Source organism: Collinsella sp. wc0529 (assembly GCF_046116875.1).
Taxonomy (GTDB): domain Bacteria; phylum Actinomycetota; class Coriobacteriia; order Coriobacteriales; family Coriobacteriaceae; genus Collinsella.
Genome location: NZ_JBJXBO010000001.1, coordinates 621,349 through 646,365, shown reverse-complemented (window position 1 = coordinate 646,365; position 25,017 = coordinate 621,349). Strand labels below are relative to the sequence as shown.

At 61.3% G+C, this 25,017-nt stretch carries 20 protein-coding genes; 10 read left to right on the top strand and 10 right to left on the bottom strand.

The window, feature by feature from the left end:
• From ACKUTP_RS02660 to ACKUTP_RS02640, 5 genes are all read right to left on the bottom strand, one after another.
• On the bottom strand, nt 1–1,149 hold the full coding sequence (locus ACKUTP_RS02660) for an amino acid ABC transporter permease (protein ID WP_368144228.1): 1,149 nt from the start codon (nt 1,147–1,149) through the stop codon (nt 1–3).
• A 9-nt stretch (nt 1,150–1,158) separates the two neighbouring features.
• Nucleotides 1,159–2,085 (bottom strand): transporter substrate-binding domain-containing protein, encoded by a 927-nt coding sequence (locus ACKUTP_RS02655; RefSeq protein ID WP_368144229.1) that lies wholly within the window; start codon nt 2,083–2,085, stop codon nt 1,159–1,161.
• A 277-nt stretch (nt 2,086–2,362) separates the two neighbouring features.
• Nucleotides 2,363–3,256: an aldose 1-epimerase family protein gene (locus ACKUTP_RS02650; RefSeq protein ID WP_349088750.1), complete on the bottom strand. Its 894-nt coding sequence runs from the start codon at nt 3,254–3,256 to the stop codon at nt 2,363–2,365.
• 79 nt (nt 3,257–3,335) lie between these two features.
• Nucleotides 3,336–4,205, bottom strand: a complete 870-nt coding sequence (locus tag ACKUTP_RS02645) for a hypothetical protein (protein WP_195919330.1) — start codon at nt 4,203–4,205, stop codon at nt 3,336–3,338.
• Nucleotides 4,206–4,377: 172 nt separating this feature from the next.
• Nucleotides 4,378–5,712 carry an IS256 family transposase gene (locus ACKUTP_RS02640; protein ID WP_409063237.1) on the bottom strand — a complete coding sequence of 445 codons (1,335 nt, stop codon included), beginning with the start codon at nt 5,710–5,712 and terminating at the stop codon, nt 4,378–4,380.
• Between the two features lie 258 nt (nt 5,713–5,970).
• On the opposite strand from ACKUTP_RS02640, the gene ACKUTP_RS02635 reads away from it, so the two are divergent.
• A complete protein-coding gene (locus tag ACKUTP_RS02635; RefSeq protein WP_253279170.1) occupies nt 5,971–7,221 on the top strand; it encodes an MFS transporter in 1,251 nt (416 codons plus the stop codon).
• A gap of 45 nt (nt 7,222–7,266) precedes the next feature.
• Nucleotides 7,267–7,713, top strand: a complete 447-nt coding sequence (locus ACKUTP_RS02630) for a low molecular weight protein-tyrosine-phosphatase (protein ID WP_368135174.1) — start codon at nt 7,267–7,269, stop codon at nt 7,711–7,713.
• A gap of 186 nt (nt 7,714–7,899) precedes the next feature.
• Here the strand turns inward: ACKUTP_RS02630 and ACKUTP_RS02625 are convergent, their stop codons facing one another.
• The 3 genes from ACKUTP_RS02625 to ACKUTP_RS02615 form a co-directional block, all read right to left on the bottom strand.
• Complete coding sequence (locus ACKUTP_RS02625; protein ID WP_373093880.1) at nt 7,900–9,261, bottom strand: ATP-binding protein; 1,362 nt, start codon at nt 9,259–9,261, stop codon at nt 7,900–7,902.
• Between the two features lie 183 nt (nt 9,262–9,444).
• Nucleotides 9,445–9,774 (bottom strand): TIGR04076 family protein, encoded by a 330-nt coding sequence (locus ACKUTP_RS02620; RefSeq protein ID WP_215674512.1) that lies wholly within the window; start codon nt 9,772–9,774, stop codon nt 9,445–9,447.
• Nucleotides 9,767–10,591 (bottom strand): PfkB family carbohydrate kinase, encoded by an 825-nt coding sequence (locus ACKUTP_RS02615; RefSeq protein WP_035138774.1) that lies wholly within the window; start codon nt 10,589–10,591, stop codon nt 9,767–9,769. Before ACKUTP_RS02615 ends, ACKUTP_RS02620 begins: the two co-directional genes overlap by 8 nt.
• Nucleotides 10,592–11,038: 447 nt before the next feature.
• Here ACKUTP_RS02615 and ACKUTP_RS02610 point away from each other — a divergent pair, with 447 nt between their 5' ends.
• From ACKUTP_RS02610 to ACKUTP_RS02595, 4 genes are all read left to right on the top strand, one after another.
• The gene (locus tag ACKUTP_RS02610) at nt 11,039–11,545 is read left to right on the top strand and encodes a MarR family winged helix-turn-helix transcriptional regulator (RefSeq protein WP_117770394.1); all 507 of its coding nucleotides are present in this window, start codon (nt 11,039–11,041) and stop codon (nt 11,543–11,545) included.
• Nucleotides 11,538–13,352 (top strand): ABC transporter ATP-binding protein, encoded by a 1,815-nt coding sequence (locus ACKUTP_RS02605; RefSeq protein WP_409063496.1) that lies wholly within the window; start codon nt 11,538–11,540, stop codon nt 13,350–13,352. The genes ACKUTP_RS02610 and ACKUTP_RS02605 overlap by 8 nt, the downstream gene beginning before the upstream one ends.
• Nucleotides 13,345–15,264: an ABC transporter ATP-binding protein gene (locus tag ACKUTP_RS02600; protein ID WP_409063495.1), complete on the top strand. Its 1,920-nt coding sequence runs from the start codon at nt 13,345–13,347 to the stop codon at nt 15,262–15,264. The genes ACKUTP_RS02605 and ACKUTP_RS02600 overlap by 8 nt, the downstream gene beginning before the upstream one ends.
• A gap of 532 nt (nt 15,265–15,796) precedes the next feature.
• Nucleotides 15,797–16,888 (top strand): GGDEF domain-containing protein, encoded by a 1,092-nt coding sequence (locus tag ACKUTP_RS02595; protein WP_409063494.1) that lies wholly within the window; start codon nt 15,797–15,799, stop codon nt 16,886–16,888.
• A 43-nt stretch (nt 16,889–16,931) separates the two neighbouring features.
• Here the strand turns inward: ACKUTP_RS02595 and ACKUTP_RS02590 are convergent, their stop codons facing one another.
• The gene (locus tag ACKUTP_RS02590) at nt 16,932–17,810 is read right to left on the bottom strand and encodes a LysR family transcriptional regulator (RefSeq protein WP_349115288.1); all 879 of its coding nucleotides are present in this window, start codon (nt 17,808–17,810) and stop codon (nt 16,932–16,934) included.
• 232 nt (nt 17,811–18,042) lie between these two features.
• Here ACKUTP_RS02590 and ACKUTP_RS02585 point away from each other — a divergent pair, with 232 nt between their 5' ends.
• The 4 genes from ACKUTP_RS02585 (at nt 18,043) to ACKUTP_RS02570 (ending at nt 23,914) form a co-directional block, all read left to right on the top strand.
• Entirely contained in the window at nt 18,043–18,924 is an 882-nt protein-coding gene (locus ACKUTP_RS02585) for an SDR family NAD(P)-dependent oxidoreductase (RefSeq protein WP_118934451.1), read from the top strand.
• 66 nt (nt 18,925–18,990) lie between these two features.
• The gene (locus tag ACKUTP_RS02580) at nt 18,991–20,247 is read left to right on the top strand and encodes an MFS transporter (protein WP_117646283.1); all 1,257 of its coding nucleotides are present in this window, start codon (nt 18,991–18,993) and stop codon (nt 20,245–20,247) included.
• A gap of 69 nt (nt 20,248–20,316) precedes the next feature.
• Complete coding sequence (locus tag ACKUTP_RS02575; protein ID WP_271738341.1) at nt 20,317–21,357, top strand: Gfo/Idh/MocA family protein; 1,041 nt, start codon at nt 20,317–20,319, stop codon at nt 21,355–21,357.
• 409 nt (nt 21,358–21,766) lie between these two features.
• Nucleotides 21,767–23,914 carry a Tex family protein gene (locus ACKUTP_RS02570; protein ID WP_409063493.1) on the top strand — a complete coding sequence of 716 codons (2,148 nt, stop codon included), beginning with the start codon at nt 21,767–21,769 and terminating at the stop codon, nt 23,912–23,914.
• A gap of 381 nt (nt 23,915–24,295) precedes the next feature.
• Here the strand turns inward: ACKUTP_RS02570 and ACKUTP_RS02565 are convergent, their stop codons facing one another.
• On the bottom strand, nt 24,296–25,000 hold the full coding sequence (locus tag ACKUTP_RS02565) for a transaldolase (protein ID WP_196025514.1): 705 nt from the start codon (nt 24,998–25,000) through the stop codon (nt 24,296–24,298).
• Between the last annotated feature and the right edge of the window lie 17 nt (nt 25,001–25,017).

Here is a 25,017-nt window from a genome sequence, read left to right as displayed (position 1 = left end):
CTAGTTGGAGCTGGGCAGCGTTGCCGGAGCCTCGGCGCCGAGCTTTTTGCCAAAGGCCTCGAGCAGGCGGCTCGCCACGAGCGTCAGGATCAAGTAAACCACGAGCGCCACGCAGTAGACCTCCATCTGACGGTAGTACACGCCGGCGACGGTGGTGGTGGCGTACATGAGGTCGAACACGCCGATGACCGAGAGCACCGACGAGTCCTTGATGTTGATGATGAGCTCGTTGGTGAGCGCCGGAATCGCGTTTTTAATGCCCTGGGGGAACACGACCTTGCGCATAGCCTGCCACTGCGAAAGACCCAGCGAGCGCGCTGCCTCGGCCTGGCCGGGGTCGATGGACTCGATGCCGCCGCGCAGAACCTCCATCATGTAGGCGGTGGAGTTGAGCGAGATGGTGACGAGGCCGGCGGTGAAGGTACTCCAAATCTGGTTGGCCTGGGCGGTCTCGAAGCCCATGCCGCGCAAAACGGTGAAGCCCGCGTAATAGATGAGCAGGCCCTGAACCATCATGGGCGTGCCGCGCACGATGGTGGAGTAGACAGTCGCAAAGCCGCGGCCGATGCTCTTAAAGAAGCGCACCAGGTCGTTGTCCACGCGATCGAAGGTCTGAATACGCAGGAACACAAAGAGCAGCGCCAGGAAAAAGGCGATGACGGTACCGAAGGTCGCAAGTGCGATGGTGATCTCGATGCCGCGGATAAAGAAGTCGCCGCTCTTGTAGGTCATGTAGACCAGGCTCGACAAAAAGTCGCTGGGGTTGGAGTCCGAGACAATGCTCACCTGCACCAGATCGATAAACGACATGACGCAACGGTCCACGAAAAAGATTGCCGCGATGGCGGCCACGACGTAGCTGCCCAAGCGTGCGCCGCGACGGAAACGCTCGGATGCGAACGGCGACGTTTCGCGATAGTCGTTCCAGTGCATGAGTTTGGTGACCAGCGCCGCCGCCGACACGACAAGCCAGGCCCAAAGGATTGCCCAGAGGCAGTCTTGGAACACGCCCGTAGGCGCCAAGAAGCTCAGCGGTGTGGGATTGCGCTGGCTAAACGCCAGGCCGAGTGCCGCGATGACGCTCGTGCCCAGGTACACATAACGGTGGTCGGCCTTGATAAAGGAGGCCAGACGATTGATGGTTTTCATGCTGCCTCCCTATGCCGGCTGACGGTCGAGGCACGCGTCCCACATTTGGTCGCGCTCCTCCTGGCTGACACCCTTGAGTGTCTTGTCGATGAGCTTGAGCAGCTTGTCCGAGCCCTTGCGGCAGCCGACGTTTGCCGCGACCTCCTGCTTAAAGCCCTCGCCCTCGGCAAAATGGATGGGGACGATACCGGGATTTTGGGCCATATAGCCCTTCTCGTTCTCGGTGTTGTAGGTCACGGCGTCGCACGTGCCCTGCAGCAGATTCGAGAACACCGTGGGGACCGAATCGACCGGGTTCTTGTGGACGACGCCCGGGATCTCGTCGATGACGGTATCGAGCATGGTGTCCTTTTGGCCGAGTACCGTGGCACCGCTAAAGTCGCTGAGCTTGGTGGCGTTTTGGTAGGGGGAACCCTCTTTTACGAACAGGCCAAAGTAGCCAATGAAGTACGGGTCGGAAAAGCCGACCGACTCCTCGCGCTCGGGCGTGGCGCTCATGCCGGCAATGATGAGGTCGATCTGGCCGTTGTTGAGCGAGTCGATAAGGCCCGAGAAGCTCTGCTTGACGGCAACGGGCTCGCCACCGAGGGCCTTGCAGACGATCTTGGCGATCTGCACGTCGTAGCCATCGGCATAGGCGCCCTGCACGTTGTCGATGGGGATGGTGTACTCACTGGCTTCGGAAACCTGCCAGTTGTACGGGGCGTAGGCCGCCTCCATGCCAATGCGGATCTTGTCCTTGCCAATCACGGAATCGGACAGGTCATCGCGACCGCCGCCCGTCGTGGGCTGAACTACTTCCAGCGTGGACGGACGCCGACAGCCGGCGAGCGCGCCGGCGACGACGGAAGCGCTCGCAGCGAGAGCGCCACCCAAAAAGATGCGACGGCTGCATACCGGCTGGGTCTGCGCATCGCACTGTTGGGGAGAATGCATAATCTGCCTTCCCTGTTGAATCGTATGCTGACGACTTAACAGGATACCGCTCAGCGCTATCTCCAGCAAATGCATATGTAAATGCATATATGCAAGTTTACGAACTGAAAATGATTGGTAGTCGTTGGGGACGTTCTTAAACGACTAGTCAAACAAGAACGTCCCCAACGACTAGGCATGAAAAAGGCAAGGCATAAACCTTCTGGTCATGCCTTGCCTTTTGAATGACAAATTATCGCTCTGGACGGCGCGCAGCATCGACCGAGCGGCGGAACCTCTAGAGCAAGGTAACGCTAAAGCTGCGCTTGTCCGTCTCGCCGGGAGCCAAGGTGATGGTGTTGACCTTGTGCTCAAAGACGTCGTCCTCGGTGTCCGTGGTGGTATGACCGGTCCAGGGCTCGAGCGCCACAAACGGGGCGTCGTTGGCGGCAGACCACACGCCGATGTACTTAAAGCCCTCAAAGTCGATCTTGACGCCGTGGCCCGACTTGCGGCCGCGCAGCGTGAGCGTGGAGCCCGGGGTATCGGTGAACATGATGGCGTCGTTATCGAAGCTGCGGTGCGTGATGGGCAGTACGTCCGAGTTATCGGGAGCCTTGTAGCTACCCTCGAACGTCATGAGGCCATCGGGCGTGATGATGGGGGCCTCGTTGGTCCAAGCCTCGGTAAATGCCAGCTCGTAATCCTCGAACGCCTCGTCCTCGGCACCGGGAGCAGGTACGTTAAATGCGGGGTGGCCGCCCACCGAGAACGGCAGGTCCACGTCGCCGGTATTGGTGACGGCAAAGGTCTGGGTAAGTGTGGCGTCACCAGTCAGGGCATAGGTCATGTTGAGCTTAAAGTGGAACGGAAAGGCCTTGAGCGACTCGGGCGTGTCGGTGATCTCGTACGTTACCGAGGAGCCGTCCTCCGAAACCTCGACCAGCTTGTGCTCGACGATGCGCGCGAGGCCGTGGCGCGGCATCTCGCAGGTGCCAGCCGCAGACGTCGCCGTGTTGTTGCGCAGCGAGCCCACAATGGGGAACAGGATGGGCGCATGCTTGCCCCAAAAGGCGGGGTCGCCCTGCCACAGATACTCGTTGCCGTTGAGGGCAAGGCTCGTGAGCTGAGCGCCCATGGAATCGATGGCCGCGGTGAGGCTGCCGCGCTTGATGGTAGTGACGGTAGACATGCTACTTCCTCCAAAAGTAAACAATAGTGTCGAGGGCTATTGTCCCACTCTTGGCGGCGGGGTTGAGCGACAGGCGCAGTTATTGAGCAATAGCGTAAAGGTCAAACCCGCCCTGCGGAGTGCTATCGACCGTATCGGGCGCCTGCGAGTTAAAGCTCACGGGAACCATGCGCTTTGAGGCGCGGAAGCGCGTGCCGTCGGTGGCGACGGGCGGTTCGTCGACGGTGAGCTCGTAGTCGCCGGGCTTGAGCTCGATGCCGTCACCAGCGGAATTGACGTATTGATACTCGTCAATCGTCTGCCCTTTGAGCGTACGCCCCACGATGTGGATGAGCATTTGGCTGTCGCCACGCGCGGTGTCCCACATCGCGCCGTCCTTGACCTCGACCGACACATGTACCGAGCGCGTGCGGCTGAGCGATTGCTCGACAGACATCTCGACCTTGGCGGCGTCTTGACGCTGCTGCTCGACATGGCTCCAAACGCTACCGATTGCCGAGCAGGCGATAACGCCGGCCATGAAGGCGATGAGGATGGGGCCGAGCGGAGAACGGCGGCCCGCGTCTTCCTCACGAGCCAGGTCGGGGCGATGTGTGGGCGCAGGCGCCTGGGCGCCTTGCGCGGGCACGTCGAGAATGCTGAAGGATGCCGTGCTGTCGGGGTCGATGGTGTGACGCGGCTGCGGGATCTTTGCCGGCGAGATGGACATGTCCGCCGGCTCACCGAGTGTGGCCGTGGCATCGGCCTTAGCCTCATCGGCCTCGGCTTGGGCCCAAGCCTGCTCAAAGGTCAGGGGCTCGGCGGCATCGGAGGCGGCATCAGGCTCGACAGCGGCATCGTTGCCGGTCTCGTCCTCGTCGCTCGACACGTCACGCGACGCGGGCTCGTCCCACTCCTCGTCCGGAGCCTCGCCCTCGCTATACCACCATTCAAAGTTATCGATATCCATACGGGGCGCCCCTTAGGCCTCGCAAATAAACACTCGCTAGTCTTATACCCCCAGACGGCACCGAAGCTCACCCGCGCCGGACACGAAAACCGTCACAACATTCGACGTTTTTGGTGGCGCGCGCAGACGTGGTGTAAGAGTGTCCTGAGGTCCGTCGCTGCAAGCCCCGATGTTACTCCTTCTTGAGGCCGCGCTTCTCGACTATCTCGTCCACTATCTCCCTGGCGCGCCGCCCGAGCGCGCGGCGCCTCCCCTCTGTCGGGGCCGGCCTGTCCGCGGTCTCGGCGAAGCCCTCGGCGGCCGAGGCCTCGGAGAACACGCGCTGCTGGGACCACTGCCCCTCGGTCTCCATGAGGCTCGCGCACGTCAGGCGCAGCATCGACTCCCTCGAGGGGAAGGACTGCACGACCCTGTAGCGGCGCTTGATCTCGCGGTTGGCGCGCTCCTGGACGTTGTTGGTGCGGAGCTTGGCCCAGTGCGCCCTGGGGAAGGCCGTGAACGCCAGCGCGGAGTCCTCGGCCTGCTCGAAGACCTCGCCGGCCCTGGCGGACACCGACGCCACCCAGGGCGCCGCCTCGGCCCACACGCAGCGCGCGAGGTCGGGGTCGTCCTGGTAGACCGCGGCGTGCACGAGGTCCCTGACGGCCGCCTTGGAGTCCTCGGGCCTGCCCGAGCAGGCGCTCTGGAGGTTGCGCTGCAGGTGCGTCACGCAGCGCTGCCAGGCGCAGCCCTGGAACAGGCGCGAGACGGCGGCCACGAGCCCGGCGTGGCTGTCGGAGACCACGAGGCGGACGCCGGCCAGCCCGCGCTCGCGCAGCCCGCCGAGGAATGCCGCCCAGGAGTCCTCGCTCTCGGTGTCGACCACGTCGCAGCCCAGGAAGTGCTTGCGCCCGTCGGCGCCCAGCCCGATCGCGGTCACGACGCCCTGCGAGACGACCGACGAGCCGACCCTGCAGCTCATGTAGGTGGCGTCGAGCCACAGGTAGCAGCACGGCGTGCCCGAAAGGTCGCGGCGGCGGAACTCCGCCACCTCGGCGTCGAGGTCGGAGCAGAGGCTCGAGACCTCCGAGCTCGACAGCGAGGATATGCCCAGCTTGGACGCCACGCGCTCGACCTTGCGGGTGGACACGCCGCACACGTACATCTCCTGCACGATGGCGGCCACCGAGGTGTCGACGCGCGACCATCGCGCGAGCATGCCCTCGGGGTAGTAGGTGCCGTGCCTGAGCTTGGGTATCTCGAGCTCCACGTCGCCCACGGCGGTCTTGAGCGACCTGGGGCGGTAGCCGTTGCGGCTGTTCTCCCTGCCGTCGCTGCGCTCGTTGCGGCTCGCGCCGCACATCTGCTGGGCCTCGGAGTCCATCAGTGCGTTCATCACGCCGCCCAGCACCCTGCACGCGAACTCGCGCGCGTCGCCGCACTCCTGCCAAAGCCTCGCCGCCTCGAGGGCCTCGTCGCGACCGAGGCGCAGTACACTCTCTTCTTGGGGCATCGCCTTTCCTTCCATTCGTCACCTTCATTACTCCAACGACGAATTCTAGGCGGTGTCCCCTCCCTTTCAAGAAAGGGCGGAGGCGGGGCATGCCCCGCCTCTTACACCACATCTCTGTGCGCTACCACGTTTTTCCTCGTTTTCGAGATTTTCATCGAATGTTGTGACGGTTTAGGCGGCAGCCACGCCGCGAATGTGACAAAGAGACTGTCCCTTTGTCACATTCTGTTAGAGTTGCAGGGATTGAATCCCGCTTATTCACGCGACATTGGAGTGACAACCTTGACCGCCGCAACCACGCCAAAAAGTAAGTCAACCGCCGCCGCGCTCTCCCCCGCGCGCACCAAGCTCTGCCTGGCGCTGCTCGTGTTGTTAGGCTTTTCGCTCGGCTGTTCGGAGTTCGTGGTCATCGGCATCGAAAGTGACTTGGCGACGGAACTCGGCGTATCGCTTGCCACCGCAGGCCAACTTATTAGCGTGTTCGCACTGATCTACGCTATCGCGACGCCGGTGCTCGCGCTCAGCACGGGGCGCTTCCGTCGTTACCAACTGCTCGTGTGCTATAGCATCGTCTTTGTGCTCGGCAATCTGGTCATGGCGCTGGCACCCAACTTTCAAGTGCTGTTCGCCTCGCGCATCATCTTGGGCTCCGTCTCGGGCGCACTGCTCGCCGTGGGCGTGACGTATATCCCCGAGCTGCTGTCCCCGCAGCAGACCTCACTCGCCATCTCGGTGGTGTACGGCGCGTTTTCCGTGGCAATGGTCTTTGTCACTTCGATCGGCAAGTTTGTGGCCGACACGCTCGACTGGCACGTGGCCATGTACGGCACGCTGACCTTTGCCGTTCTGATCTGCGGAGCGCTCGTGATGTTTATGCCGCGCGCTGGGCAAACCGACGAGCCCGCCACCTTTCGCGAGCAGGCGGGTCTGCTACGCGAGCCGAGCATCGTCACCGGCATGCTCATCTTTTTGTTTGGCGTGGGGTCGGTCTACGTTTTCTATGGCTACGTGACGCCTTATCTTGAGCAGGTGCTGGGCATGGGCACGGTCGAAGCCAGTACCACGCTCATGGCCTACGGCGTGTTCTGCCTGATCTCGAACATCCTGGGCGGATGGATCGATGCGCGCTTTGGCATGAAGGCGCTGCTTGTGACGTTCGTGCTGCAGGCTGCGGCGTTACTCGGGCTGTTTGCTGTGGGCGGCACCATGCCGCTCGCGCTGGCCTTTGTCTTTAGCTTGGCGCTGCTCATGTACTTGTTCTCGGTGTCGTGCATCACGCACTTCATGGACGTGGCACGCAGCCGCCATCCCAAGTCGATGGTACTCGCAAGTTCGGTTGAGCCCATGGCGTTTAACGTCGGCATCTCGTTTGGCACCGCAGTGGGCGGCGCCGTGGTAAGCAGCATTGGCATTGCGCACGTAGGCGCAGTGGGTGCCGCGTTCTCGCTTGTGGCCTGGGTGCTTACGCTGGTGACGATTAAATTGGCTCACTGGGAGCGCAGGCGGGCAAGGGCGCAGGCGTAGATGCGATACTCGAGCTCGATGATGGCGATCGAAAGGAAACCGCATATGCAACGTGTACTGTTTATCTGCCATGGGAACATCTGTCGCTCGACGATGGCTGAGTCCGTGTTTACCGAGCTAGTGCGGCGCGCCGGGCGCGCGGGCGAGTTTGTCATTGATTCCGCTGCGACCTCGACCGAGGAGATCGGCAACCCGCCACACCACGGCACCATTGCCAAGCTACGCGAGGTCGGGATTCCCGTCGTCGCACATCGCGCACGTCAGGTGCGTCGCGCGGAGTATGGCGACTGGGACCACATTGTCTATATGGACGACGAGAACGCCCGCGCCCTGTACCGAATTTTTGGGAAGGACCCCGATGGCAAGATCTCGCGCCTGCTCGATTGGACCGATCGCCCCGGCGACGTGGCCGACCCCTGGTACACCGGCAATTTCGACGCCACCTACCGCGATGTACTCGCCGGTTGCACCGCCATGCTCGAGCAGCTGTAGGCGCTCGGGCGGCGCGGGCACACGGGCCACGCCATCGGCATAAAACGAGCGTGGATTTTCTCCCACTTTGAGCGTTCGAGTGCGCTCTAAACGGGAGAAAATCCACGCTCGTTATCTCGGTGGGAGAAAATCCACGCTCATGAATGTGACAAAGGGACTACCCCTTTGCCACATCCGGGACTGGCCCTAGACCGGCTTGACCTCCAGCTTTATCCCTTCGGCGCAGGAGTCGCCCAAAACATCCGAAAGGGCCCAGGTCGCATATAGCGGCAAATAGAGAACCGCTCCGTTGCGCTCAACGTTGCCTCTCGAGAAAACAATCCCGAGCCTTACGCCATATTCAGCCGTATCAAGCACATGACCGAGCGCAGCGTGCGCGTGGTAATAGGAGCCCGATTTAACCTCGATCGGAACAGCCGTCCCATCCGGTCCATCGACCACAAAGTCCACTTCGCCGCGCTTTTTTGTCTGATAGTAGTAAAGCTGGCGATTTTGGGCAGCTAGCTGCTGGGCCACCACGTTTTCGTAAATGCCGCCCAGATTGGGCTCTTTGCTATCAAGATACGCCGCTTGGGCGACTCCAACGGGGTAGCGCGCCATCAACATGCCCGTATCCGATTGATATAGCTTGAACTGCGATGGCCGTGCCGTCTTGAGCAGGGGCGATTTTGGCTCGGTTACGATATCGGCTTTGAGAGCAACGCCGGCATCGACAAGCCATACAAAATCTCGCTGATACTTCTCGTAGTGAGCCTTGGGGTCAATGGAATTGAGCACGAAGCGCTTGTTTTCGCCCTCGAGCATAATAGGGAGCTGATCGTAGATGCTCTGCACCTGCAGGGCTCGCCCGCTTGCATACTTGGAGATATCCCGCCGGTACTGTTCGTTGAGCTCTGACTGCAGCTGACGAACAGAGGCAAGGTCGCCCTGCGTGTCAAGGAAACGCTGCACGACCTCCGGCATTCCGCCGACAACGGTATAGGTCCTGAAGTTTGCCATCATCGCGTCATGAATGTAATCAGGAATGGGCCTCTCGCTGATACACGCGTCACGTATCGTTTGGCGAGCCCCCTCGCTCACCCCGGTTGCCCAGCAAAACTCCTCAAAATCGAGCGGGAACATCCTAAGCTCGTGGACATACCCCACGGGATAGGACCTGACGCCCTTGAACTGGGTCCCGAGCATTGACCCCGAAAACGCCCAGCGGCACCTCCCGTCCTCTACAAGGAACTTTGCCATCGTCATGATGTCGGGGGCCTCTTGGACCTCATCGATAAACACGAGCGTTTTGCCTGGTGCAATCGACTTTCCCGAAAGAAGCGTCACCCTGCTGATGAAATCATCGGCATTCCGCGCCTCGAGAAGAGCATCTTTTGCCTGGCGATTTTCCATGAGATTGAGCTCGATGTAGGTTGCATGGCTGGCTTTGCCAAATGCGCGAATCGAATAGCTTTTGCCGATCTGGCGAGAACCCGTGATGAATAAGGCCTTTTGCTCGGCAGACTTCAGCCAACGCTCCAGCTCTGCCGCTATTTTCCTGCGCAGCATAGGCTCTCCCCTCAGTGTCATCAAATGAAATGCAAAGTTTTATGCGCTTAATTATCGATGAAATGTAGGATTTTTAGAACCTAAAATCGGATGAAATGCAGAGATTTAGGATTATAAGCAAAAAGAAGGGGCAGCCCCGGCGAATGTGACAAAGGGACTGTCCCTTTGTCACATTGCGCTCGACTACTCGTCGACGATCTCGGCAAGCCAGACGTTCAGCGTATCGACCTCGGGGCAGCAGAACTTTGCCGTACCGGGCTCGTTGCCAGGCACGGTTCCGCCATAGCGCAGGATATCGATATAGGGAAAGCCCACATGGCAGGCCATGGCACACATCTTGCCGCGGTCTCGGTCGAAGTCAAAAACGTCGCCCGGCTTGTGACCATGGTGGCAGCGGCACGCACCCAGCTGGTCCACGCAGCTCACGCGGATGCGCGGACGCTTGCCCCGCGGCGCGCCGAGCGGCTTGTTCTCGCCCGCAGGCTTGGCGCCGCCCTCGCCAGCATTACTCATGGTCAATCACATCCAGGCAGGCCTCGATGGGAAGGCCAGCCGACTTGTCCTCTTGGTCGGCATTGCGCTCGATAAGCTCAGCCACCACGCGCATGGCATCGGACGTCGCGCGTTGCAAACTCCAACCTGCCATAACGCGGCCGACGAGCACCGCCGAGAACGTGTCACCCGTGCCCGGGAAATAGACCGGGATCAGGTCGAAGGGAATCGTGAAGTACTCCCCCGCCACATGGTCGTAACCGATGACGACATTCGCACCGTCGACCACAGCGCTCGTAATGACCACCGACTTGGCGCCCAGGGCACGCACGGCATCCACAAGAGTGCGGCCCTCATCGGGCGTGATTTGCTCGGCAATGGGCGTATCGGTGAGCAGGCACGCCTCGGTGTAGTTTGGCACCGCATAGTCGGCGCACTCGAGCAGGCTGCGCATGAGACCGATCGTGGACTCGGGCACGCCGGCGTAGAGCTTGCCGTTGTCGCCCATGATGGGGTCGACGAACACCTTGGTACCCTTTTGCGCGCGACGGTGGCAGAAGTCCGAAATGATGCGCGTCTCTTCCTCGGTCACGATAAAGCCGGTAGAGATGGCGTCGAACTCAAAGCCGAGCTCCTCCCAGATGGCGAGGCTCTGGCGCACGTACTCGGTGGTGTCGTGGATGTAGAACTTGGGATAGTTGAGCGTATCGGACACAAGTGCCGTCGGCAGGTTGTGGATGCGGTAGCCCATGTGCGACAGCACCGGCAGCATGGCGGAAAGCGCGACCTTGCCGTAGCCGCACATATCGTTGATCAGCAGCAGCTGAGTGTTCTTCATGAGGGTCTCCCTTGGTTCGGGCACGGCGCAGCAGCGCCACAGTGCGACTAAGTGTAGCGCAGGGGACGTTGTGAGCGGAGTCGAGCAGCGCGAAGGGTAAATTGTTGCGGAAAGGTTACGGAAAATGATCCCTTTTCCTCCGTCCCCAAGGGATTGCATGCACCGAAACGGACCGTGGCGGAATCACAGGTTGAGGACGGACAGCGAAAACGTTCCTAAGCGAGCAAGGTGGCGTGAAAGAGGAGGGCATAGGCCTTGTGGCCATGCACGACGATTGAACGCCAGATTGCCGCTTAGGAGCGTTTGCAGCGTCGAGCGGTTACGGCGTTTGGCAAAACGCCGTAACTTAATAAGTTTGGTACCTTGACATTCATTTCTCATGCTCCTAGATTGGTTAGGCACAAAACAATTCCACTACCTAACTAAAGAAAGGAGCAACACTAATTCATGTGCGATGAACCTCTTAACCTTTGTTCGCACGAGCCCGGCGGCGACCCGTCACAGCCGGCGGATGCACCCGAAGCGGTTAGCTCAGAAGACAAGCTTGCCAAGCGCATCCTCAATGGCCTGGGCTTTTGCGGCCATTACATGCATTTTCATGGCGGAGGCGTGTCCGGCAAGGCGCCCATCATCTGCCTGCTGGCCAAGCAACCCGGCGGCGAGATGTCGCAGCAGGAACTCGGCATGCACTTTGACCTCAAGCCGGGGTCGCTTTCCGAGATCCTGTCCAAACTCGAGCTCAACGGCCTCATCGAGCGCAGCCGTAACCCCAAGGATCGACGGCAGCTCACCATTCGCCTGACCGAAACCGGCCGGGAAAACGCCCGCATCGACCAGGCAGCCCGCATTCGCTTTAGAGAGCAGGCCTTTGGTGCCCTCACCCACGACGAGCGCGAGCAGCTCGCCGAAATGCTCGAGAAAATCCGTGTAACCTGGGAGGAACTGGATGATTAAAACCCTCATGGGCAGCATCCGCGACTATATAAAAGTCACCGTTGCCACGCCGTTGCTCGTGCTTGGCGAGGTGCTCTGCGAGATGCTGATTCCATTTATCACCGCCAACCTGATCGACGCCATCAAAGATGGCACCACCGTAGCCGAGATGCTTCCCACCGCGGGCTTTTTGGTGCTCATCGCGCTGACGTCGCTTGCTTTTGGCGCCGCTGCCGGCGTCACCTGCAGCCATGCGAGTTGCGGCTTCGCTAAGAACCTGCGTCACGACCTGTTCTACAAGATCCAGACGTTCAGCTTTGCCAACATCGATGAGTTCTCGAGCTCCTCGCTCGTCACGCGCCTGACCACCGATATCAACAACGTGCAGCAGGCCTTTATGATGATCATCCGTATCGCCGTGCGCGCGCCGCTGGTATTGATCTTCGCCTTTACCATGGCATTTATCATGGGCGGCAGCGTCGCCATGGTCTACCTGGTCATCATTCCGCTGCTGGGCTTTGGGCTGTTCTTTATCATCTTTAAGGTGCGTCCCATCTTCTCGCGCGTGTTCCACAAGTACGACGCCCTTAACGAGTCCGTCGAGGAAAACGTCACCGGCATGCGCGTGGTCAAGAGCTACGTGCGCGAAGACTTTGAGAAGGAGAAGTTCGCGACCGCCGCACGCGACGTCCAGATGGACTTCACCCGCGCCGAGAAGCTGCTTGCCTTTAACAACCCCATGATGAACATCTGCGTCAACGGCGCGTTTGTCGTCATCATCTACCTGGGCTCCAAGCTCATCATCACGAGCCAGGGCACGCTGTTCGACGTGGGCCAGCTCTCCTCGATCTTTACCTATGGCTTCCAAATCCTCATGAGCCTGATGCAGCTATCGATGATCTTTGTCATGGTGACCATGGCCGACGAATCGGCGCACCGCATCACCGAGGTGCTAGCCGCCGAGCCCACGATCGCCGATCCCGCCGAGCCCGTGCTCGAGGTTGCCGACGGTTCCATCGACTTTGACCACGTGAGCTTTAAGTATTCCGCGCATGCGAAGCGCCAGGCGCTCGACGATATCGACCTGCACATTAAGAGCGGCGAGACCATCGGCATCATCGGCGGCACCGGCTCGGCCAAGTCCACGCTTGTAAACCTCATCGCCCGCCTGTACGACGCCACCGAGGGCACCGTGCGCGTGGGCGGCATGGACGTGCGCGACTACGACTTGGACGCCTTGCGCCACCAAGTGGCCATGGTGCTACAGAAAAACGTGCTGTTTAGCGGCACCATCGCCGAGAATCTGCGTTGGGGCGACCCGAACGCCACCGACGAGGAAGTCCGCGAGGCGGCACACCTGGCCTGCGCCGATGAGTTTGTCGACGGCTTCCCCAAGGGCTACGACACCTGGATCGAGCAGGGCGGCTCCAATGTTTCCGGCGGTCAGAAGCAGCGCCTGTGCATTGCGCGTGCCCTGCTGCGTCGCCCCAAGATCTTGATCTTGGACGACTCCACCAGCGCCGTCGACACCAAGACCGACGCCAAGATCCGCGCAGGGTTGGCAAGCTATCTGCCCAACACGACCAAGCTCATCATCGCCCAGCGCATCAGCTCCGTGCAGGACGCAGACCGCATCATCGTCATGGAGGGCGGCCGTATCGCGCAGATCGGTAACCACGACGAGCTGCTCAAGACGAGCGAGATCTACCGCGAGACCTTTACCTCGCAAAACAAGATGTCTGCCGAGGGCGAAGGGGCCGTCGAGGCCAATACCGAGGCATCCGCAACGCAAGCCCAGACCCAGGAAGGAGGCGAGGCACATGAGTAAGGCAACTACTGCCGAGCGCGCGCTCAACCGCAAGGGCGGCACCATGTCGCGCCTCATCAAGACGCTCTTTGGCTTCTACCCCGTGCTTTTGCCCCTCGTCGTCGTCGGCGTGGTGCTCTGCGCCATCATCAACTCCATCGGCGCGACCTTCCTTCAGAGCGCCCTGCAGATTATTAGCGAATCGTGGCAGTCGGGCGATTGGGAAGCCGCAGAGCCCAAGATTGCACAGCTCGTGACCACCCTCGCCTGCATCTACGGCGTCGGCATCCTGTCCTCGCTGTTCTGGAACCGCGCCATGGCCATCGTCACGCAGGGCTCGCTCGAGAAGCTGCGCGAGAAGATGTTCAACCGCATGCAGGACCTGCCGATTCGCTACTTCGACACGCACCAGCGCGGCGACATCATGAGCCACTACACCAACGACATCGACACGCTGCGCCAGATGATCAGCCAGTCGCTGCCCAACCTGCTCATGACGACCATCGTCATCGTCACGGTGTTCTTTATCATGCTGTACTACAGCGTGTGGATGTGCCTGGTCATCGTGGCCGGCGTCGTCTTTATGACCTTTATGACCAAGCTGCTCGGCTCCAACTCCGCGCGCTTCTTTATTGCGCAGCAGACCGAGCTCGGCGTGGTCGAGGGCCATATCGAGGAAGTCATGAACGGCCAGAAGGTCGTCAAGGCATTCTGCCACGAGTCTGCCGCCGAAGCCGATTTTGACGAGCGCAACGAAAAGCTCTTCGAGGTCTCGCAGAAGGCCAACATGTACGCCAACATCCTCATGCCCATCCTTATGAACCTGGGAAACCTGCTCTACGTGCTGGTCGCACTGGCAGGCGGCATTTTCCTGGCGCTGGGCGTGCCCAACCTGAGCATCTCGGGCATGGCACTGTCCATCGCCGTCGTGGTGCCGTTCCTCAACATGACCAAGCAGTTCTGCGGACAGATCGGCCAGATCTCGCAGCAGATCAACGCCGTGGTCATGGGCCTCGCCGGCGCCGACCGTATCTTTGAGCTCATCGACGAGGAGCCCGAAGCCGACGAAGGCTATGTGACGCTCGTCAACGCTCAGGTGAACCCCGACACCTGGCAGCTCGAGGAGGCCGACCACCACACCGGCATGTGGGCGTGGAAACATCCGCACCGCGCAACCGGCGAGATCGAGTACGTGCCGCTGCGCGGCGACCTGGTCATGGACAACGTCGACTTTGGCTACACGCCCGACCACGAGGTGCTGCACGGCGTGTCCGTGTTTGCCAAGCCGGGCCAGAAGGTCGCGTTTGTCGGCGCCACCGGTGCCGGCAAGACGACCATCACCAACCTCATCAACCGCTTCTACGACATCGCCGACGGCAAGATCCGCTACGACGGCATCAACGTCAACAAGATCCGCAAGGCCGATCTGCGCCGCTCGCTGGGCGTTGTGCTGCAGGACGTGAACCTGTTCACCGGCACCGTGATGGACAACATCCGCTACGGCAACCTGGACGCCACCGACGAGGAGTGCATCGCGGCGGCCAAGCTCGCGGGCGCGAACGACTTTATCACCCGCCTGCCCGACGGCTACGACACCATGCTCACCGGCAACGGCGCGCAGCTGTCGCAGGGCCAGCGCCAGTTGATCTCGATCGCACGCGCCGCCGTCGCCGATCCGCCGGCGATGATCCTGGACGAGGCCACGTCGAGCATTGATACCCGCACCGAGGCCATCGTGCAAGCCGGCATGGACAAGCTCATGGAGGGCCGCACGACGTTTGTCATCGCGCACCGCCTGTCCACCGTGCGCAACTCCGACGCGATCATCTGTCTGGATCACGGCCGCATCATTGAGCGCGGCAACCACGACGAGCTGATCGCCAAGCGCGGGTATTACTACCAGCTCTATACCGGAGCGTTTGAGCTGGAGTAGTTCGGCTCGCCGAGATGGCCGATTTGCCGCTCATTCGTCGGGCATGACCCTAAGGTCAATGCCCGACGAATGAGCGGCAAATCGACTCATCTCAACGACCCAAACACAATGCACCGCAACGAATAAAGCCTCCGCAGCCACACGAGCTGCGGAGGCTTTTTCATGCCGGCCGGAAACCGTATCCCACTTTTCGGGCCCAAAATGGGATGCCGTTTCCCGCTGGACCCCCTCCGGGAAACGGCATCCCATTTCAAGGGGGTAAACCGGGATGTGATTTCCCCTAACGGCACCTTTGGGAAGCCGCATCCCACTCTAGACGCACAAAACGGGATGAGCTTTCCCATGGTGATCCAAGACCAGAAGCATGTCCGATAGCGCGGCCAGGTCAAGAACAACAAGGCAAGCGTCACGCCAATTTGGACGAGCGTCTGCTGCAGTTTGAGGCTGCTGGCCCATATGGTAGAGTTAACCACCCATGAATTTCAGCACACTGCGTGCTACCTGTTCTTTTGTCATTTAGGGGAGTGAACTTGTGAATACTTCTGTCGCCAAGAAGGCCGGCCAGGCGGTGCGCCTGCTCATGATGGTGCTCACGGCAGTTCTCATCTTCTTCTTCATCAATGTTATGCTGCTCGTCTCCGATATCCAGGGCACGGCGCGTGTGGTCAACTACGCCGGTCTGGTGCGCGGTACCACGCAGCGAATCGTTAAGCTCGAGGATGCGGGCCAGCCTCAAGATGACCTGCTCAAAGCCGTGGATTCATACATCAACGGTTTGCGTTACGGAAGTGACGACCTCAACCTCGTCCGTCTCGACGACGATGAGTATCAGGCAAAAATGACCGAGCTTGCAAATTATTTTGATGAGCTTTGCACCGAGATCATCCGCGTGCGCGAAGTCGGCTATGAGAACACCGACATCATCTCCATGAGCGAGGAGTTCTTTGGCATTTGCGACGATGCTACGCGACTCGCAGAGGACTACTCTCAGGAGAAGGCGTCGGCGCTCAACTATCTCGAGGGCCTGGTGATCATCGACATCATGGGCTTGGTGGCGACCTTTGCGGTCGAACTTGTTCGCGCGGTGCGAACTGCCGCGCTCAATCGCGAACTGCAGAACAAAGTCTATCTCGACGAAGCCACGGGACTGCCCAATAAGAACAAGTGCGAGGAGATCTTGGGGCAGGAGCAGCCTGTCTCCGCGGAGGCGCCCGTTGCGGTGTGCGTCTTCGACCTTAACAATCTGCATATGGTCAATAACAACTTCGGCCATGAGAAGGGCGATGAATACATTCGCTCTTTTGCCCAACAACTGGGAAGTGTGGCGTCGGAGACGTGCTTTGTGGGTCGCGACGGCGACGATGAGTTTATCGCGGTGCTGTGGGATGCCGACCGAGCCGCTGTGGAATCCTGTCTCGCTCGGATTCGCGCGAACGTGAACGAGTATTCCGGGGCTCACCCCGACATGCCTATCAGCTATGCGGTGGGCTACGCGCTTTCCAGTGATTTTGATGAACCGCCTACGATGCGTGAACTCTTTTCTCAGGCCGACAAAAACATGTACATCGACAAGAACCGCGTAAAGACAGCCGAGGCAGCCGGGCCGCGACGCGAGGACCGCTAAACCCGTAGCAAAGGGTAGCTAATTTGGGACGGGACTCTTTTGGCTATTTGAGAAGTTGTGCCATGGCGTTGATGAATTTTTGTACTTGGAGGGTCGGCTCGAGCGGATAGTGCAAAAAGACCGGCACCTCGCGGCCGCACAGGAACGGTACGCCCACAAAGGCCGGGTGCACCCCCGACCATGCGCCGCAGGTGAGCACCGCGTCACCCTTTTCCTCCGCCTCGTTAAAGAGCGCAAAGTCGAAGCTATCCACATCGATCACGTCCACGCCGCCGTCTGCCAAAAGATCGATACGCAGGCTGTCCATAGCGTCGTTGCCGTGGCGGAGCACGCGCAGACGCATACCCTCCAAGTCGGCGACCGTAATGCGATTCTTGCGCGCCAGCGGGCTCGTGCGCGGCAGGTCGATATAAAACGGCACGTTGACAATGCGGAGCTTTTGGCAGGCGTCACCCCAGCGCGGGGTCGAAAAACTCGACTGCACCACATCGACCTCACGACCGAGGCTGCGCATGACGGTCTCGCGCTCGTCATAGAGGTCGCTTACCGGCACGATCTCAAATCGCAGCGACGGTTCCAGCTCGTGTACGCCCGACCACATCGACAGCGTTTGGCGCCCCGGGCACATCATCGACACACCCAGACGCACGGCACCGCCATCGCCCGCCGCGCGTCGGGCGCGGCGCAGCGCGTCCTCGGACTGCCGCATGATCGAGCGCGCGTCGTCCACCAGCAGAGCGCCCGCCGGCGTCACCTTAACACCCGAATGCGAGCGCTCGAACAACGTGATGCCAAACTCGGCCTCGAAACCCGACACCTGTTTGACGAGCGCCGGGGTCGACACGCGCAATTTTGCCGCCGCACGTGAGAAGCTTCCCAGCTCCGCGGCGGCCGATATGGCCTCGAGTCGTCGATCGTACACGTCAATCTCCCGTTTTCGCGCCTGTGAACGCATGGCGCCACAGGGGGTCGTTTTGGCAGGTCACGCGCTCGATTGAGAAAAACTGCATCGCACAGTATAAACCTACGGTTAACGCCATTCTAACAAATATGCAATTCACCTGCGCAAATGCAAAGCATACGATAACCAGCGAAAACCACGTGGGTCGGTTAATGGGAGCGACCCACCGGGAGGCACAAGAAGGGAAGTTCCTATGAGCAATTGGCTTAAGCTCGAGGGCGATGTCTGCGCCGTGACCGGCGCGCTCGGCGGTATGGGCGTCGAGATTTGCCGCGAGTTCGCCCGCAACGGCGCCAACGTCGTCCTGCTCGACCTGGACGAGGAGAAGGTCAAGGCCGCAGCCGCCGACCTCGCCGCCGAGTTTGGCATCCACGCCGAGGGCTACAAGATGAACGCCACCGACGAGGCCGAGGTTCAGGCCGCCGTCGATGCCACCATCGCCGACTTCGGCCGCGTCGACGTCCTTGTCAACACCGCCGGCATCCTGCGCTTCGCCGCCATGGAGGACCTGCCGCTGAGCGACTGGGAGCAGGTGCTCAACGTCAACCTCACCGGTTACTTCATCACCTCGCAGCGCTTTGGTCGCGAGATGATCAAGGCCGGCCAGGGTCGCCTGGTGCACATCTCGACCGTTGCCAGCCACTCCCCCGAGACGTTCTCGGGCGTGTACAGCTCCACCAAGGCGGGCGTCAACATGATGTCCAAGATGCTGGCTGCCGAATGGGGCCCCTACGGCGTCCGCTCCAACTGCGTCGAGCCTTGCTTCGTTAAGACCCCGATGTCGGCCAACTTCTACGCCGACCCCGAGGTCGAAAAGAGCCGCAGCCGCCTGATCGCCACGCGCCGCATCGGCGAGGTCAGCGATATCGCCAACGCCGTCATGTTCCTGGCGTCCAAGCGCTCGGACTTTACCACCGGCGACGCCATCAAGGTCGACGGCGGCTTCTCCAACATGATGGGCGACCTCACCGCCAAGCCCGGCGGCCGTCGCGCCTATGCCGACAACTACCTTAAGAACAAGGGTGTCGAGCTCTGGTCCGATGAGTCCGGCGTCGCCAAGCCGACTGACCAGTAAACCAACCCGACAGGGAGGACCCGCAGACACGCCTGTTCCTCCCCCGTATCGATTAGAAAGAGTCCAATGGCTTCCACCAACTCCAACAAGGGTCGCGCTGTCGTGCTTTCCGCCGCGTGCGTCACCATGTTCTTCATCAGCTCCATCGCGCTGTATTCCGTCGTGAGCAAGAACCTGCTCGCCGTCTACCCCGAGTGGTCCAGCGCTCTTACCTGGGCCTTCCCGGTCTTTCAGACCATCATGGCCGTGACGGGCATCTTCGCCGGCCGCATCTCCGATAAGATCGGCCCGCGCAACGTCGTGATCGCCGCCGCCGTGTGCTACGGCCTGGGCTGGTTCATGTCCGGTACCGTCACCGAGCCGTGGCAGTTCTACCTGTGGTTCTCGCTCGTCGCCGCCATCGGCAACGGCCTGGGCTACAACCCGGCGCTCACCACCGGCCAAAAGTGGTTCATCGACAAGAAGGGTCTCGCCTCCGGCATCACCCTGGCCGCTTCGACCGCCGGCCCCGCCGTGCTGTCCCCGGTGCTCGCCTCGCTGCTCATCCCGAGCCTGGGCATCTTTGGCGCCCTTAAGGCGCTCGGCGTCATTTTCTTTGTGACAATCGCCGCCTCCGCCCTGTTCCTGAAGGCCCCCGAGGCCGGCTGGCTGCCCGAGGGCTTCGAGGCCCCCAAGGGTGGCGCACATGCCGGCACCTTCGGCGACCTCACCCCGGGCGAGATGGTCAAGACCCCGCGCTTCTGGGTCCTCATCGTCACCTTCGCCTTTGCCGCCACCGCGGGCACCCTGCTCGTGGGCAAGGTTGCCTCCATCGCCGCCGTCCAGCTCTTCGCCGACCCCACGAGCGCCGCGGCCGTCGCCCTCGGCGGCGTGGTCGTCTCCGTCAACACCTGCGCCAACCTGGTCGGCCGTCTGTCCTTTGGCCAGATCATCGACAAGCTCGGCGCCTATAAGTCGCTGCTCATCAGCCTTGTCGTCACCATCGTCGCACTCGTCATCATGTCGATGAGCTTTACGCAGAGCATGTTCTTTGTGGCGCTCGCCCTGCTCGGCTTTAGCTTTGGCGCCCTGCTCGTCATCTACCCGCCGCTCACCGGTGGCGCCTTTGGCACCAGCAACATCGGCGTCAACTACGGCATCATGTTTTTGGGTTATGCCGCTTCCACCTGGATCAGCCAGCCCATCACCGCCGTGCTGTATCACGCCGAGGCCGGCAGCGCCGCCTACCAGCAGTCCTTCTACGGCGCCATTGTGATCGCCGCCATCGCCGTCGTGCTCACCGTCTACATGATGGTCTCCGACAGCAAGAAGAAGTCCGCCTAGTTTTACCGATGCGACAAAGGGACAGCCCCTTTGTCGCATCCCACCGGTCACCAGTATTAAGGAGTCGAAATGTCTGAGCTCAACCCCGTCCGCATTGCCGTTATCGGCGCCGGCGCCATGGGCCGCAACCACATCCGCTTTGTCACCGAGGAACCCGAGGCCGAACTCGTCGCCATCGCCGACGCCTTTGAGGGCGCTCGCGCCACGGCCGAGGCCGCCGGCGTGCCGTTTTACACCGATCCCGCCCAGATGATGGACGAGGTCAAACCCGAGGCCGTCATTATCGCCACCCCCAACGACTTGCACCTGGGCGTTGCCCGCGAGGCTGTGAAGCGCAATATCGTGCCGTTGATCGAAAAGCCGATCTCCAACGATCTCGAGGATGCCCAGGCCTTCGCCGCCGAGGCCGAGACCGCCGGCGTGCCCGTGCTCGTAGGTCAGCACCGTCGCCACAACCCCTTCGTCAACAAGGCCAAGGAGATCATCGAGTCCGGCGAGCTGGGCAAGCTCACCGTGTCGAGCTTCCACTACATGATCTATAAGAATGACGAGTATTTCGATGTCGAGTGGCGCCGCAAGAAGGGTGCCGGCCCGATCCTGGTCAACCTGGTTCACGACGTCGACCTGCTCCGCTATCTGCTGGGCGAGCCTGTTGCCGTCCAGGGTATGCAGTCCAGCGCCGCCCGCGGTTTTGAGACCGAGGACTCCGCCGTGGTCAACGTCCGTTTTGCCGATGGCGCGCTCGCAAGCATGACCATCTCCGACGCCACCGCCAGCCCCTGGAACTGGGAGGCAACCGCTCGCGAGGATCCGCAGTACCGCCCCTTCGACGCCGACGCCTACTTTATCGGCGGCACCAAGGGCGCCCTGTCGCTGCCCCGCCTGCACCAGTTCTCCTACGACGGCGCCTCCAACTGGCACAAGCCGCTGCAGATGGAGATTCCGGCTGTCGACTCGGCACTGCCACACAAGATGCAGCTCAAGCACTTTGTGAAGGTTGTCCGCCGCGAGGTCGAGCCCGTCGTAACCCCCGCCGACAACGTCAAGACGCTCACGCTTCTCAACGCCATCAAGGAGGCCGCCGAGACCGGCCAGCTCGTCGAGCTGTAATGCCTTAAGAGCGACCGCGGCAAACCCCATGCCGAACCCCTCGGTCCGCCACCAATAAGCCCCTCTTCTTTGCCCCGCGAGCAGCCTCCTGCCCGCGGGGCATTTTGCTACCTTGCCGACGATTTTTCTGAGACGGGGGCCATTTTGCACCTCAGCCTGATTCGTTCGCCACGAAATGGGCCTATCTACTACGTTTAGCCAATCACCCTCAACCATGCCATATTTCCTAAAATCAAAAGCGCAGGTAGACGGCTTGCGTATTTTCTGAAAACCGGGGGATGGTCGACCCATACGGTTCAAACGTAGTAGATAGGTCGTTTTCGTGGCGAGGGCCCAAAACAGTCTTTTGAAACGGGTGGTATCCTTGGTAGCCCTGTGCTGCAAACGCACCTTAAACGCAAGGAGTCCCATGGATCTTATCGCCCAGCTCGCCCACGAGCTCAACCTTAAGGCCGCCAACATCGAGGCAGCCGTCAAGCTCATCGACGAGGGCAACACCATCCCCTTTATCTCGCGCTACCGCAAAGAAGCAACGGGCGGCATGGACGACGTCGCCCTGCGCGCACTCGACGAGCGCCTGTCCTACCTGCGCAATCTTGAACAGCGCAAAGAGGACGTCATTCTGCTCATCGACGCCCAGGGCAAGCTCACGCCCGAGCTCGAGCAGCAGATTCGCGAGGCCACGCAGCTCCAGCGTGTCGAGGACCTCTACAAGCCCTACCGCAAAAAGCGCATGACTCGCGCGCAGAAGGCCCGCGAAGCCGGCCTGGAGCCGCTCGCCAACATGATCATCATGCAGGCCTCGGCCAAGGGCAGTGCGCTCGACGCCGCCGCAGCATACGTCAATGAGGAGGCCGGCTTCGACACGCCCGAAAAGGCGCTCGCCGGCGCGGCGGACATCGTGGCCGAGACGGTGGCCGAGGACCCCGAGAACGTCGCCGACCTGCGTGCCTTTACGCAAAACACCGCAGACATCGTCGTCGAGGCCACCGACCCCACCGAGAAGACCCCCTACGAGCCGTACTACAGCTATGATGAGCCGCTGCGCCGTATACCCAACCACCGCGTGCTGGCTATCGACCGCGGTGAGCGCGAGGGCAAGCTCCGCGTGCGCGTGAACGTCGACGGCGCCGCCGCCACGGCACGCCTCGGCAGCCGTTGGCCCCGACGCCAGGGCGTCTTCGCGCCCGTCTTTGACGCCGCCATCGCCGACGGCTACAAGCGCCTCATGGCCCCCTCGCTGGAGCGCGAGGCCCGCGCCAAACTCACCGTCCGTGCGCAGACCGAGGCCATCAATGTCTTTGCCAAGAATCTCGAGGGCCTGCTCTCGGCACGCCCCGTGCGCGGCGCCCGCGTGCTCGCGCTCGATCCGGGCTACCGCACCGGCTGCAAGGTCGCCGTCATGGACGAGACCGGCAAGCTGCTCGACCACGGCGTGGTCTATCCCACCAAGCCGCGCCACGACGTCGCCGGCACCAAGCGCGAGCTCGCCCGCCTCGTCAAAAAGGACAGCGTCAACACCATCGTCATCGGCAACGGCACCGCCAGCCGCGAGACCGAGGAAGTCGTCTCGGAGTTCATCGCCGAGCAGGCGCCTGAGCTGCGATACACCATCGTCAACGAGGCCGGCGCATCGGTGTACTCCGCCTCCGAGCTCGCCAGCCAGGAGTATCCCGATCTGGACGTCACCGTGCGTGGCGCCATGAGCCTGGGCCGCCGTCTACAGGACCCGCTGGCAGAGCTCGTCAAGATCCCGCCCCAGTCCATCGGCGTTGGCCAGTACCAGCACGACCTTGACCAGGCCGAGCTTTCGCGCACCCTGGGCCATGTGGTGGAGGACGTCGTCAACCGCGTGGGCGTCGACGTGAATACCGCGAGCGCAAGCCTGCTGGGATACGTATCGGGCATCACGCCGAGCGTGGCCAAAAACATCGTGGCCTACCGCGAGGAAAACGGTGCCTTTACCGATCGCCGCCAGCTTAAGAAGGTCCCCAAACTAGGACCCAAGGCATACCTCAACGCCGCGGGCTTCCTGCGCATCAGCGGCGGCAAGAACCCGCTCGACGCGACGAGCGTCCACCCCGAGAGCTACGAGGTGGCCACGTCCGTCCTGGAACGCGCCGGCGTTAAAGCCAGCGAGCTCAGCCGCGGCGGCGTGCCCGACATCGAGCGCCGTCTGGGCAGTATCTCGGCGCTGGCAAGTGACCTGAACTGCGGCACCCTCACGCTCATCGACATCGTCAACGAGCTCAAGAAGCCCGGCCGCGACCCGCGCGACGACGCGCCCGAGGTGGTCTTTAGCCGCTCGGCGCTTTCCATCGACGACCTGGAACCCGGCATGGAGCTCAAGGGGACGGTGCGCAACGTCGTCGACTTTGGCGCGTTCGTCGACGTGGGCGTGCACCAGGACGGCCTCGTGCATATCTCCAAGCTGGCCAATCGCTTTGTCAAGCACCCGAGCGACGTGGTGCGCGTCGGCGACACGGTCAAGGTGTGGGTAGAAAAGGTCGATCGCGACCGCAAGAAGATCTCGCTCACCATGGTGCAGGGAAAGTAAACCGCCAAAGCAAAGGTACCCCCTGTAGCGATGTGCAAAATCGCGAGTATTCTGCAAATTCCACCGTTCCGGATGCCCCTCAGAGACGAAAAAGCAAAAAACAGCCCCCGTTTTAGCGTCGTCAGAGCCAAAACGGGGGCCGTTCCATGCTTCGGTCAACTGATAAAGACCTTTACCTTGCTGAATACTCTCAATTTTGCACGGCGCAGGCGGGGGTACCTTTGCCCACGGCAGGATATGGAAGCCAATCGCCAACTTGCTGGCAAGCTCGTGCCGGCAGCCCCGGCCTTTCCTTTGCCTAGCGCGACCCTCGCGGAGCGCGTGAGCGATAGGGAAAGGAAAGGCCGGGGCGAACAGCCCACGGTACAGTCGGTGTTCGCGCTACGGCAGGATATGGAAACCGAGCGCCGCGATATCCTTGGCAAAACCGCGCACGGTGTCGAGCGAGACCTCGTACGGGTCGCGACCAATGTTCTTGCGCTTGGCCAGGATGCTGTTGGGCACCGTAATGATCTGGCAACCGCAGGCCTCGGCCTGGTAAATGTTGATGAGCTCGCGCGTGGACGCCCACAGGACCTCGCAGTTGGGCTTTGCGGCGGCCTTCTTGACCGACTCCGTCATAAACGGAATGGGGTCGACGCCGGTATCGGCGATGCGGCCGGCAAAGAGCGAGATGATGGACGGCGTCTCGGCGTCGACGGCCTCGACCATCTCATCAACCTGCGTAGGCGTAAAGATGGTGGTGACGTTGACCTTGATGCCGTCGGCCGAAAGCTTGCGCACCAGCTCGGCGGTGGACTCGCCCTTGGTGGTCACGCACGGAATCTTGACGTAGACGTTCTCGGCCCAGGTAGCGATCTCGCGCGCCTCGACCTCCATGGTCTCGACGTCGTCGGCAAAGACCTCAAACGAGACAGACACATCGGTGATGTGGGCCAGGACCTCCTTGGCAAACGCGCGGTAATCCGTCACGCCGCCCTTCTTCATAAGGGACGGGTTGGTCGTGAAACCCTGAACGTTGCCGTTCTCGTACATGTCGAGCATGCCCTCGAGGTTTGCACCGTCAGCGAACACCTTGATTGCCATCTGCCTGATTCCTTTCG

Excerpts from the sequence above, each read along its gene's own strand:
- ACKUTP_RS02605 (WP_409063496.1), top strand. The coding sequence starts at position 11,538 with ATGATTAAAACCCTCATGGGCAGCATCCGCGACTATATAAAAGTCACC.
- ACKUTP_RS02630 (WP_368135174.1), top strand. The coding sequence starts at position 7,267 with ATGCAACGTGTACTGTTTATCTGCCATGGGAACATCTGTCGCTCGACG.
- ACKUTP_RS02645 (WP_195919330.1), bottom strand. The coding sequence starts at position 4,205 with ATGGATATCGATAACTTTGAATGGTGGTATAGCGAGGGCGAGGCTCCG.
- ACKUTP_RS02660 (WP_368144228.1), bottom strand. The coding sequence starts at position 1,149 with ATGAAAACCATCAATCGTCTGGCCTCCTTTATCAAGGCCGACCACCGT.
- ACKUTP_RS02640 (WP_409063237.1), bottom strand. The coding sequence starts at position 5,712 with ATGGAAGGAAAGGCGATGCCCCAAGAAGAGAGTGTACTGCGCCTCGGT.
- ACKUTP_RS02575 (WP_271738341.1), top strand. The coding sequence starts at position 20,317 with ATGTCTGAGCTCAACCCCGTCCGCATTGCCGTTATCGGCGCCGGCGCC.
- ACKUTP_RS02570 (WP_409063493.1), top strand. The coding sequence starts at position 21,767 with ATGGATCTTATCGCCCAGCTCGCCCACGAGCTCAACCTTAAGGCCGCC.
- ACKUTP_RS02650 (WP_349088750.1), bottom strand. The coding sequence starts at position 3,256 with ATGTCTACCGTCACTACCATCAAGCGCGGCAGCCTCACCGCGGCCATC.
- ACKUTP_RS02580 (WP_117646283.1), top strand. The coding sequence starts at position 18,991 with ATGGCTTCCACCAACTCCAACAAGGGTCGCGCTGTCGTGCTTTCCGCC.
- ACKUTP_RS02565 (WP_196025514.1), bottom strand. The coding sequence starts at position 25,000 with ATGGCAATCAAGGTGTTCGCTGACGGTGCAAACCTCGAGGGCATGCTC.
- ACKUTP_RS02600 (WP_409063495.1), top strand. The coding sequence starts at position 13,345 with ATGAGTAAGGCAACTACTGCCGAGCGCGCGCTCAACCGCAAGGGCGGC.
- ACKUTP_RS02615 (WP_035138774.1), bottom strand. The coding sequence starts at position 10,591 with ATGAAGAACACTCAGCTGCTGCTGATCAACGATATGTGCGGCTACGGC.
- ACKUTP_RS02620 (WP_215674512.1), bottom strand. The coding sequence starts at position 9,774 with ATGAGTAATGCTGGCGAGGGCGGCGCCAAGCCTGCGGGCGAGAACAAG.
- ACKUTP_RS02585 (WP_118934451.1), top strand. The coding sequence starts at position 18,043 with ATGAGCAATTGGCTTAAGCTCGAGGGCGATGTCTGCGCCGTGACCGGC.
- ACKUTP_RS02625 (WP_373093880.1), bottom strand. The coding sequence starts at position 9,261 with ATGCTGCGCAGGAAAATAGCGGCAGAGCTGGAGCGTTGGCTGAAGTCT.
- ACKUTP_RS02610 (WP_117770394.1), top strand. The coding sequence starts at position 11,039 with ATGTGCGATGAACCTCTTAACCTTTGTTCGCACGAGCCCGGCGGCGAC.
- ACKUTP_RS02655 (WP_368144229.1), bottom strand. The coding sequence starts at position 2,085 with ATGCATTCTCCCCAACAGTGCGATGCGCAGACCCAGCCGGTATGCAGC.